A 9,048-nucleotide genomic window follows, 5' to 3' on the forward strand; every position below is an offset into this window, starting at 1 on the left:
CCCCGTCGCGGGGTGCCGGCCTCTTCGCTTCCCGGTCACGGAGATCCGTCAGTGGCCGTCCGGGTCGGCCCGCTCCAGGGCGGGCCTGATTCCGGCGGCCGACTCGGTCAGCAGGTAGTCGGCGGCGGCCGTGTCCGTCACCAGGCTGGTCACCAGGCCGGAGCGGAGCACCGCTCCGATCGCCGCGGCCTTGCGCTGGCCGCCCGCGATGGCGACGACCTCGGGGATGCGGCGGAGCCGGTCGGCCTCCACGGTGATGCAGCGCTCGCCGAGATCCCGGCCGACCCGGCGCCCTTCGGCGTCGAAGAGGTGGGCGGACATCTCGGCCGCCACGCCGAGGGAGGCGTAGTGGGCGCGCTCGTCGTCCGACAGCATGTCGTGGACGGTGGAGATGCCCGGCTCCCAGGAGCCGATGGACACCGCCGCGACGGTGACCTTGTCGAAGTAGTCGAAGGCGCGCGCGATCCCCGTCTGATTGCGGAGCGCGGCGGCGGTGGCCGGGTCCGGGAGCAGCATCGGGGCGTAGATGGGGTGCGCCTCGCCGCCGGAGACCTGGGCGGCCCTGCGGACCGCTTCCACGGATCCGCGCTCGGCCGTGCCCGCGTCGTACACGCCGGTCAGCTGGACCACCGTGCACGGCGGCAACTGGTCGAGCGCCGCCGCCATGTGGATGGTGGAGCGGCCCCACGCCAGTCCGAGGACATCGCCCTCGGTCACCAGTTCGCCGAGCAGATCGGCCGCGACCTCGCCCAGGTTCTCCGGGTCGGGGGCGTCCTCCTGCTCGTCCGCCGGGGACTCCACGACGACCGCGTGGCGAAGACCGTACCGGGACCGCAGCGCGTCGGAGCGCTCCGCGTCCAGCTCGGCCGGCACCCGGATCTCGATGCGCACGAGATCACGTTCGAGGGCCGTCTCCAGGACCCGGGCCACCTTGAAGCGGCTGACGCCGAACTCCTCGGCGATCTGGATCTTGGACTTCCCCTCCAGATAGAACCGCCGAGCCATGGCCGCCGCCTGCACGAGCTCCGCGGGGCCCATCCGCATGGCTGACCGACCCGCCGAGATGCCAGACACCGCGATCTCCTCACTGCTGTTCACACGCCCGTTACGCCGTTCATCCTGTCAGATCCGGCGAACTTGATCGGCCTCGTCGGGCCGCGTTCATCTGCCCTTGGCTCAGTGGCCGCATGCCCAGGGCGCGGCGGCCGTCGCAGACTCCGCCTTGGCCCGCAGCGCGCGTACCGCCTCGGCCGGGTCCGACGCCCCGTACACCGCCGAACCCGCGACGAACACGTCGGCGCCCGCTTCGGCACAGCGCTCGATGGTCTCCGCGGAGACCCCGCCGTCGATCTGCAGCCACAGGTCGAGGCCGTGCTGGGAGATCAGGTCCCGGGTGCGGCGGATCTTCGGCAGCATGATGTCGAGGAACGCCTGCCCGCCGAAGCCCGGCTCCACGGTCATGATCAGCAGCATGTCGAGCTCGGGGAGCAGGTCCTCGTAGGGCTCGATGGGCGTCGCCGGCTTGAGCGCCATCGACGCGCGCGCGCCCTTGGCCCGGATCTCCCGCGCGAGCCGGACCGGGGCCGCCGCCGCCTCCACGTGGAAGGTGACGGAGCCGGCGCCGGCCTCTACGTACTGCGGCGCCCAGCGGTCCGGGTCCTCGATCATGAGGTGGCAGTCGAGCGGGGTGTCGGTGGCCCGGCTCAGCGACTCCACGATGGGCACACCGAGAGTCAGGTTGGGCACGAAGTGGTTGTCCATCACGTCGACGTGGAGCCAGTCGGCGCCCTGCACCGCCTTCGCCTCATCGGCGAGACGGGCGAAGTCGGCGGAGAGAATGCTGGGGTTGATCTGGGCCATGCCCCAAGCCTGCCATGCTCCGGACCGCTTGCCCGCCACAGGGAGCCCCAAAGCCTCACGGGGTGGTCACGGTTCGGGCAACGCACGCCGTACATGCTCCCCCACGCCGGGAGGAAGGGGCACGGAGCGGATCACGCCCGCCTCGGCATCCGCCCCGTCGCCGGGGCGCGTCCGCGGCCGGCCGGTCAGCCCGTACGCCGCAGCAGCGCGAGGTACATCGCGTCGGTGCCGTGCAGGTGGGGCCAGAGCTGGACGTCGGGGCCGTCCCCCAGCGCGGGGACACCGGGCATCAGGGGGCGGGCGTCCACCCACTCCGCCTCGACCGGGTCGCCGCCACGCCCCTTCAGGACGTCCTCCACCACGGTCCGGGTCTCGGCGAGGTGGGGCGAGCAGGTCGCGTAGCCGACGACCCCGCCGACCCGTACCGCCTCGAGTGCCTCGCGCAGCAGTCCGCGCTGGAGCGGGGCGAAACCCTCCAGGTCCTCGGGCCGACGGCGCCAGCGCGCCTCGGGGCGGCGGCGCAGCGCGCCCAGACCGGAGCACGGCACGTCCATCAGGATGCGGTCGAAGCTGCCGGGCAGCCACGGCGGGCGGGTGCCGTCTGCGGTGATCACCTGGTACGGGCCCGGGTTGCCGGCCAGTGCCCGCTCCACGAGCCGCGCACGGTGCGGCTGCTTCTCCGCGGCGAGCAGAGCGGCGCCCCGCCCGGCGGCGAGGGCGGCAAGCAGAGCGGCCTTGCCGCCGGGCCCGGCGCAGCCGTCGAGCCAGCGGGTGTCGTCGCCCTCCAGCGGGGCGTTGGCGAGGGCGGCGGCGACGAGCTGGCTGCCCTCGTCCTGCACTCCGGCCCTGCCGTCCCGTACGGCGGCCAGCGCACCGGGCTCGCCGCCCTCGGCCATGCGTACGGCGTAGGGCGACCAGCGGCCCGGGAGCGACTGCTCCTCGCCCAGGGCTTCCGCGAGTTCGGCGGTGGTGGACCGGCCGGGGCGGGCGACCAGGGTGACTTCGGGGCGTTCGTTGTCTGCTTCGAGGAGGTCCTCGATCCCGGCCCGGCCGCCACCGAGGGAGTCCCACAGGGCGGAGACCACCCAGCGCGGGTGCGAGTGGACCACGGCGAGGTGCGCCTCGGCGTCCTCGTCGAAGGGCGGCGCGACCTGGTCGAGCCAGGCGTCCAGGTCCTTCGCGGTGACCTTGCGCAGCACCGCGTTGACGAACTTGGCCCGCCCCTCCCCCAGCACCACGCGCGCCAGCTCGACGCTGGCGGAGACTGCGGCGTGGGTGGGGATGCGGGTGCCGAGCAGTTGGTGCACGCCCATGTTGAGCACGTCGAGCACCGGCGGGTCGACTTCGCGCAGCGGCCGGTCGATGCAGGCCGCGACGATCGCGTCGTACGTGCCCTGCCGGCGCAGCGTTCCGTAGACCAGCTCCGTCGCCAGCGCCGCGTCGCGGCTGTCGAAGTCACCCTTGGCGCGGGCCTTCTTGAGCAGCGGTGGCAGCACGAGGTTGGCGTAGGCATCGCGCTCGTCGACCGCCCGCAGGGCCTCGAAGGCCAGGAACCGCACGGGGTCCTTCTTCGGGCGGCGGTGGGGCTGGGCGGGACGGCGACGCGGCTGGTCGTTCACGTGAAAGGTGCTCCGCTGATGGTGAGGGGACGAACCCACCCAGCCTACGTCGCCGCCGTGCGGGCCGCGGAACCAGTGCCGGTCGGCCCCGCCCGGTGCCGCGCCGGCCGAGGTCCGCCCCGTCGCGACACCCGGCACGCACTCCCGCCGCACCGCCCGGAGCGCCCGGCTACGTCCCGAACGGGCGCTCCGGCCGGAAGGCCCGGACCACGCACCCGGCGCCGCTCATGCACGCCCTAGGAGCTGTCCGGCCGATCATGTTGCTCGTTAGGGTGCTGGCGTGGCGAGGACGAGCGTGAGTAACGAGACGGACAGCATGCTCTGCCTGTGGGTGGAGCCGTGGGGAACCGATCACTGGATGCGCCCGGGTGAGGAGTTCACCGTCGTGACGCAGACAGCACCCGAGGAGTCCCCGTTCAATGTCGTCGTTCACAGCCAGGGCATCACGGTGTGGGTGAATTCGGCCAACGATTCCGAGGTCTTCGACAAGAACGGTAACCCGGCTCCGTGTGGGCACCAGCGTCCCGCCGATGCAGGGTTCTGAGGATCCACTCGGGCTCAGGCACGGAGCCAGATGACGAGGGCTGCCGCTGTGGCCGTGCCGAGGGAGACGTACCCGCGCTTGTCGTAACGGGTGGCGACCGCCCGAGACTGCTTCAGCCGATTGATCGCCCGCTCGACAGTGTTGCGCTTCTTGTACCGCTCCTCGTCGAAGGCTGGTGGCCGTCCACCGCGTGAGCCCTTACGGAGCCGGGCCGCCTTGCTGTCGGTCTTCTCGGGAATCGTGTGCCGGATGCCCGCCGTCGCAGGTAATCGCGGCCTGGCCTGTTGCTGTATGCCTTGTCGGCCGCCAGGCTGTCCGGCTTCCTGCGGGGCCTTCCCGGCCCGACGCGGGGGGACGCGGATCTTCTCCAGGACGGCCGCGAACTGGGTGCAGTCCGCCCGCTGTCCTGGCGTGACGATCAGGGACATCGGGCGGCAGCGGCCGTCCGCGCTCAGATGGAGCTTGCTGGTGAAACCGCCCCGCGAGCGGCCCAGGCCCTCGCCTCCAGCACCACCTCCACCAGGCGGGCGACCAGGCTCTGCCATGGCGTCTCGTCCTGGTGTTCCCTCCCTACGACCCCCTTTGATCCCGGGGCCGGCGGTGGGTCGGTGCGGGCTCCCGCGGCATGCTGATGCGCACGGACGATGGTGGAGTCGACCGAGATGTCCCAGTCGATCTCACCTGCTGCGTCGGCCGCGGCCTGAACCTGCTGGAGCAGACGTTCCCAGGTACCGTCGGCCGACCACAGGCGGTGGCGTTCGTAGACGGTCTTCCACGGCCCGAACCGTTCGGGCAGGTCACGCCACTGCACCCCGGTCCGCACCCGGTGCAGAATCCCGTCGATCACCTGCCGGTGATCCCGCCACCTGCCACAACGCCCGCTACTGACCGGCAGGAACGGCCGCAGCCGTTCCCACTCGACATCACTCAGATCACCCCGCCCCATGCCCGTAGGAACGACTCGGGCACGGAGTAGTCACATGATCGGCCGGACAGCTCCTAGAGGCCGAGCAGCTCACCGGGGGCGATACGGACACCGCGCGCCCAGTCGGCGGCCTGCATGGGCTTCTTGCCCTGGGGCTGCACCCAGAGCAGCTCGACGGCGTGCGAGCCGGTGCCCACGTACACGTTCTTCTTGGTGGCCGAGATCTCGCCCGGGGCGAGGTCATGGCGGTCGATCACCGGGGTGGCCTGGACGAGCTTGAGCCGCTCGCCGCGGAAGAGCGTCCAGGCGCCGGGGGCGGGGGTGCAGCCCCGCACGATCCGGTCGACCCGCAGGGCGGGCGCCGACCACTGCACCTGGGCGTCCTCGACGGTGATCTTCGGGGCGAGGGTGACCCCGTCGGCCGGCTGGGGGACGGCGTGCAGGGTGCCGTCCTCGATGCCGTCCATCGTCGCGGCGAGCAGCCCCGACCCGGCGAAGGCGAGCCGGGTCAGCAGGTCACCGCTGGTGTCGGTGGGACGGACCTCCTCGGTCAGGACTCCGTAGACGGGTCCGGAGTCGAGCCCCTCCTCGATCAGGAAGGTGGAGGCTCCGGTGACCTCGTCCCCCGCCATCACGGAGTGCTGCACGGGGGCGGCGCCGCGCCAGGCGGGGAGCAGCGAGAAGTGCAGGTTGACCCAGCCCCGGGCAGGGATGTCCAGAGCCGCCTTCGGCAGCAGCGCGCCGTAGGCGACGACCGGGCAGCAGTCCGGGGCGATCTCCCGGAGCCGCGCCAGGAAGTCCTCGTCGCGCGGCCGGACCGGCTTGAGGACCTCGATCCCGGCCTCCTCGGCGCGCTCGGCGACCGGGCTGGCGACCAGCCGTCGTCCCCGGCCCGCCGGTGCGTCGGGACGCGTGACGACGGCGGCCACCTCGTGACGGCCGGAGGCGATCAGTGCGTCCAGGGCGGGGACCGCGACCTCGGGGGTGCCTGCGAAGACGAGCTTCATGGGTGGCTGACTGCCTCTCGGGCGGGCGTACGGTGACGAGCGACGCACCAGTCTAGTGCCGCGGTGGCCGAGGTCGCCCCAGGGGAGCGGTGTTCGGTGCGTGCTCCCGCGAGGGGGCCACGAGTCCTTACGGCGGAGCTGTCAGGACGTCGGGCCGACGCCGCGAGCGGGCCGGCCGAACACCCCGACGGGCCAAGGTGCCGCGAGCGGACCCTGCCGGAAAGGGGCACCGGTGCGGCGCGGGCCAGGGGGCGCACACGCGGCGTACGCCCGGCGCACATGCGGAAACGGCCGGAGAGCGTGACCACAAGGGCGGGTCGGGCGTTGGTCAAAGGAGATTGACCGAAGCGAGTCGCCGCGCTGCGGCGGCCCGATCCCTTTCAACGCCGGTTCGAGAGGCTTCTTCATGGCCGACCACGCAACGCACGACGCCCAAGCGCGGGCCAGTCTGCATCTCCTGGTGCGGGACATCGAGCGGGTCAGGCGGCAGGTGGACGCACTGCGCACCCTCACCGCGCAGCTGGGCAATGTCTACCGTCCGCGCCGCTCGGGCCCCTCCGCGGGCTTCGTGGTCTACGGGCGGGCGCCCGCCCCCACGGTCCGTCTGGCCCAGGAGCTGCGGGACAGCGTCGAGACGCTCGTCACCGCGGCGGTCGACTTCGACCGTTCGCTGGGCTTCTCCTGGGACGCGGTGGGTTCGGCCCTGGGCGTCACCAAGCAGGCGGTGCACCGCCGTTACGGCGCGCGCCGTAACGCTCCGCAGCCCGCCGGGGAGGCCGCCGAGGCCACCGCCGGGCGTTCCGGACCCGCCACCGAAGCGGGACCCCCGCACGGCACGGGTACGCCGATGCCGTCGGTGCCCGCGGCCCGGTCGATGCCTCCGCAGCCCGCGCCGGGCGCCCCGCTCCGCGGGGACATGCGGCCGGGCGCCTTCCCCGGCCCGCGCAACGGCTGACGCGACGTCTGAAGCCGCGGCTGACGCACCACACCGGCTGTCGCTCACGGGACGGCCGGTCACCGACGGGCCCGTCGACCGTGGGGCCCCGCAGTCCGCCCGGAAGCGTCCGGCGTCAGCCGATGTCGGGCGGATCGATCCTGATGCGTACAAGCTCCGCTCCGCCCTTGGCCGTCCGCGCGGCCTGAGCCGTCTTCAGCGCGGCGGCGAGCGCGGCACCGCGCCCGGGAACCACCCGGATCAGCAGCCGCTCCCAGGTCTCGCCCTGCGGAGCGTCCCCGGTCCGGCGCGGTCGCCCCGGACCGGCGGAGGGCACCGGTACGGGCCCCAGGATCTCGGCTTCCGGCGGCAGGCTCGCGCTCTGGAGGAACGCGGTGAGTGCCCCGGACGAGCCCGTCACCGAGGCCATGCGGGAAACGGGCGGAAAGCCGAGCTCGGCACGCTCGGCCAACTCCCGGCGGGCGAACCCGGCGGGGTCCCATCGCACCAGGGCCTGGACGGGGCCGAGCGTCGGTTCGGCCACGACGACCACGGCGCCGCCCTGCTCCTGGCCCCGGACCAGCGAGGCGGCGGCGATCCAGCGGCGCAGCGCCTCCTCGCCCGCCCGGAGGTCGGGCCGTCCGAGCATGGCCCAGCCGTCGAGCAGCAGGGCCGCCGCGTATCCGCCCTCGGCGACGGGCTCGGCGCCGGGGGTGCTCACCACGAGGGCGGGGTCACCCGGCACCACGTCCAGGATGTGGTCGCGGCCCGAGGTACGGATTGGCACCTTGGGGAAGGCGCGGCCGAGCTCGTCCGCCGTCCGCCGGGCCCCGACGATCTGCGCGCGCAGCCGGGTGGCTCCGCACTCGGCGCAGTGCCAGGCGTGTTCGGGCCGCCCGCACCAGGCGCAGTCGAGTTCCCGCTGGTCCTGGGCCTGAAGCGGTCCGGCACAGTGCCGGCAGCGGGCCGGGGTGCGGCAGCGGTCGCAGGCGAGCCGGGGAGCGTATCCCCGGCGCGGGACCTGTACCAGAACCGGGCCGTCGCGCAGCCCGTCGCGCGCGGTCTGCCAGGCCAGGCTGGGCAGCCGGGCGGTACGCGCGGCGCTGTCCCGGGCGAGCTGCTCGTCGCCGATCGTGCGGACCAGCGGGGCGGTGCGCCGTACGTGGTCGCGGGTGGCGGTCAGCGGCAGCGCCCAGCCGGTCTCGACCAGCTGGGCGGCCTCCACCGTGCAGCCGGTGGCGCCGAGGAGGAACCCGCACCGCCCGTGGGCGGCCCGGAGCTCCAGGACCTCCCGGACGTGGGGGAAGGGGGCGTTGTCGTCGCTGTGGCTGGAGTCCCCGTCGTCCCAGATCACGACGAGCCCCAGGTCCGCGACGGGGGCGAACATCGCCGCCCGGGTCCCGACCACCGCCCGCACGGAGCCGCGCCGGACGGCGAGCCACTCGCGGTACCGCTTCTCCGGACCGGACTCCGCGGTGAGCAGCGCGTGCAGGCCGGGGCCGAGCAGAGCGGTCAGAGCCGCGTCGACCCGTCCGGCCGCCCGGCCGTCCGGGACGACGACGAGGGCGCCGCGTCCCGAGGCGAGGGTGGCCGCGACGGCTCGGGCGATCTCGTGCGGCCAGTGCGGGCCGGGCAGCGCGGTCCACACGGCCCGGGGTGCGCCGCCCTCGGCGAGCGCGCGCAGGAAGCCGGCCCCCTGGGCGTACCGCTCCCAGGGGCCGGGCGCGGGGGGCGGGGGCGGGGGCAGCGGCCGAGGCGAGGGGCTGCTCTCGGCGCGGCTGTTGCGCGGTGGCACCGCCAGCTGGAGCACGTCCGCGAGGCTTCCGGCGTACCGGTCGGCGACCGCGCGCGCGAGACCCAGCAGCTCGGGCCCGAGGACCGGCTCCGGCGAGACGACGTAGGCGAGCGCGGCCAGGGTGCCCTGATAGTCGGACTCGGCCCGCCGCTCGATCAGAAAGCCGTCGATCAGCCCGCCGCCCTCGCGCCGGCCGCCCCGGACCTGGCGTCCGCCGGCGCCGAAGCGGACCCGGACCCGGACGCCGGGCTGCGCCTCGGCGTCGAGTTCCTCGGGCACCGCGTAGTCGAAGTACTGATCGAGGTGGAGGCCCGCCCAGAGGGAAGCGGCCCCCGGCGAGGGCGTCGCGGCCGGGCCGGGTGGC

General features: G+C 74.0%; 7 protein-coding genes and 1 pseudogene. 2 read left to right on the forward strand and 6 right to left on the reverse strand.

Annotation, left to right across the window (positions count from 1 at the left end):
* Positions 1-48 precede the first annotated feature (48 nt).
* The 3 genes from ACFWEP_RS25795 to ACFWEP_RS25805 form a co-directional block, all read right to left on the reverse strand.
* Positions 49-1,044: a sugar-binding transcriptional regulator gene (locus ACFWEP_RS25795; protein WP_387373319.1), complete on the reverse strand. Its 996-nt coding sequence runs from the start codon at positions 1,042-1,044 to the stop codon at positions 49-51.
* A 132-nt stretch (positions 1,045-1,176) separates the two neighbouring features.
* Complete coding sequence (gene rpe / locus ACFWEP_RS25800; RefSeq protein ID WP_387373303.1) at positions 1,177-1,860, reverse strand: ribulose-phosphate 3-epimerase; 684 nt, start codon at positions 1,858-1,860, stop codon at positions 1,177-1,179.
* Between the two features lie 185 nt (positions 1,861-2,045).
* Complete coding sequence (locus ACFWEP_RS25805) at positions 2,046-3,479, reverse strand: RsmB/NOP family class I SAM-dependent RNA methyltransferase (protein WP_387373305.1); 1,434 nt, start codon at positions 3,477-3,479, stop codon at positions 2,046-2,048.
* Between the two features lie 295 nt (positions 3,480-3,774).
* Between ACFWEP_RS25805 and ACFWEP_RS25810 the strand changes: the two genes are divergently transcribed.
* Positions 3,775-4,023 carry a hypothetical protein gene (locus tag ACFWEP_RS25810; RefSeq protein WP_387373307.1) on the forward strand — a complete coding sequence of 83 codons (249 nt, stop codon included), beginning with the start codon at positions 3,775-3,777 and terminating at the stop codon, positions 4,021-4,023.
* A gap of 14 nt (positions 4,024-4,037) precedes the next feature.
* On the opposite strand, the pseudogene ACFWEP_RS25815 reads toward ACFWEP_RS25810, so the two are convergent.
* Together ACFWEP_RS25815 and fmt are read right to left on the reverse strand one after the other, a co-directional pair.
* Positions 4,038-4,969, reverse strand: a pseudogene (locus ACFWEP_RS25815) (IS5 family transposase).
* A gap of 53 nt (positions 4,970-5,022) precedes the next feature.
* Positions 5,023-5,955: a methionyl-tRNA formyltransferase gene (gene fmt, locus ACFWEP_RS25820; protein WP_387373309.1), complete on the reverse strand. Its 933-nt coding sequence runs from the start codon at positions 5,953-5,955 to the stop codon at positions 5,023-5,025.
* A 406-nt stretch (positions 5,956-6,361) separates the two neighbouring features.
* Between fmt and ACFWEP_RS25825 the strand changes: the two genes are divergently transcribed.
* The gene (locus tag ACFWEP_RS25825; RefSeq protein ID WP_387373311.1) at positions 6,362-6,910 is read left to right on the forward strand and encodes a hypothetical protein; all 549 of its coding nucleotides are present in this window, start codon (positions 6,362-6,364) and stop codon (positions 6,908-6,910) included.
* Positions 6,911-7,025: 115 nt separating this feature from the next.
* On the opposite strand, the gene ACFWEP_RS25830 is transcribed toward ACFWEP_RS25825, so the two are convergent.
* Positions 7,026-9,048 (reverse strand): primosomal protein N' (locus ACFWEP_RS25830; RefSeq protein ID WP_387373313.1); only part of this gene is annotated, 2,023 nt, incomplete at its 5' end.

The organism is Streptomyces sp. NPDC060198, from assembly GCF_042728415.1.
GTDB lineage: Bacteria > Actinomycetota > Actinomycetes > Streptomycetales > Streptomycetaceae > Streptomyces.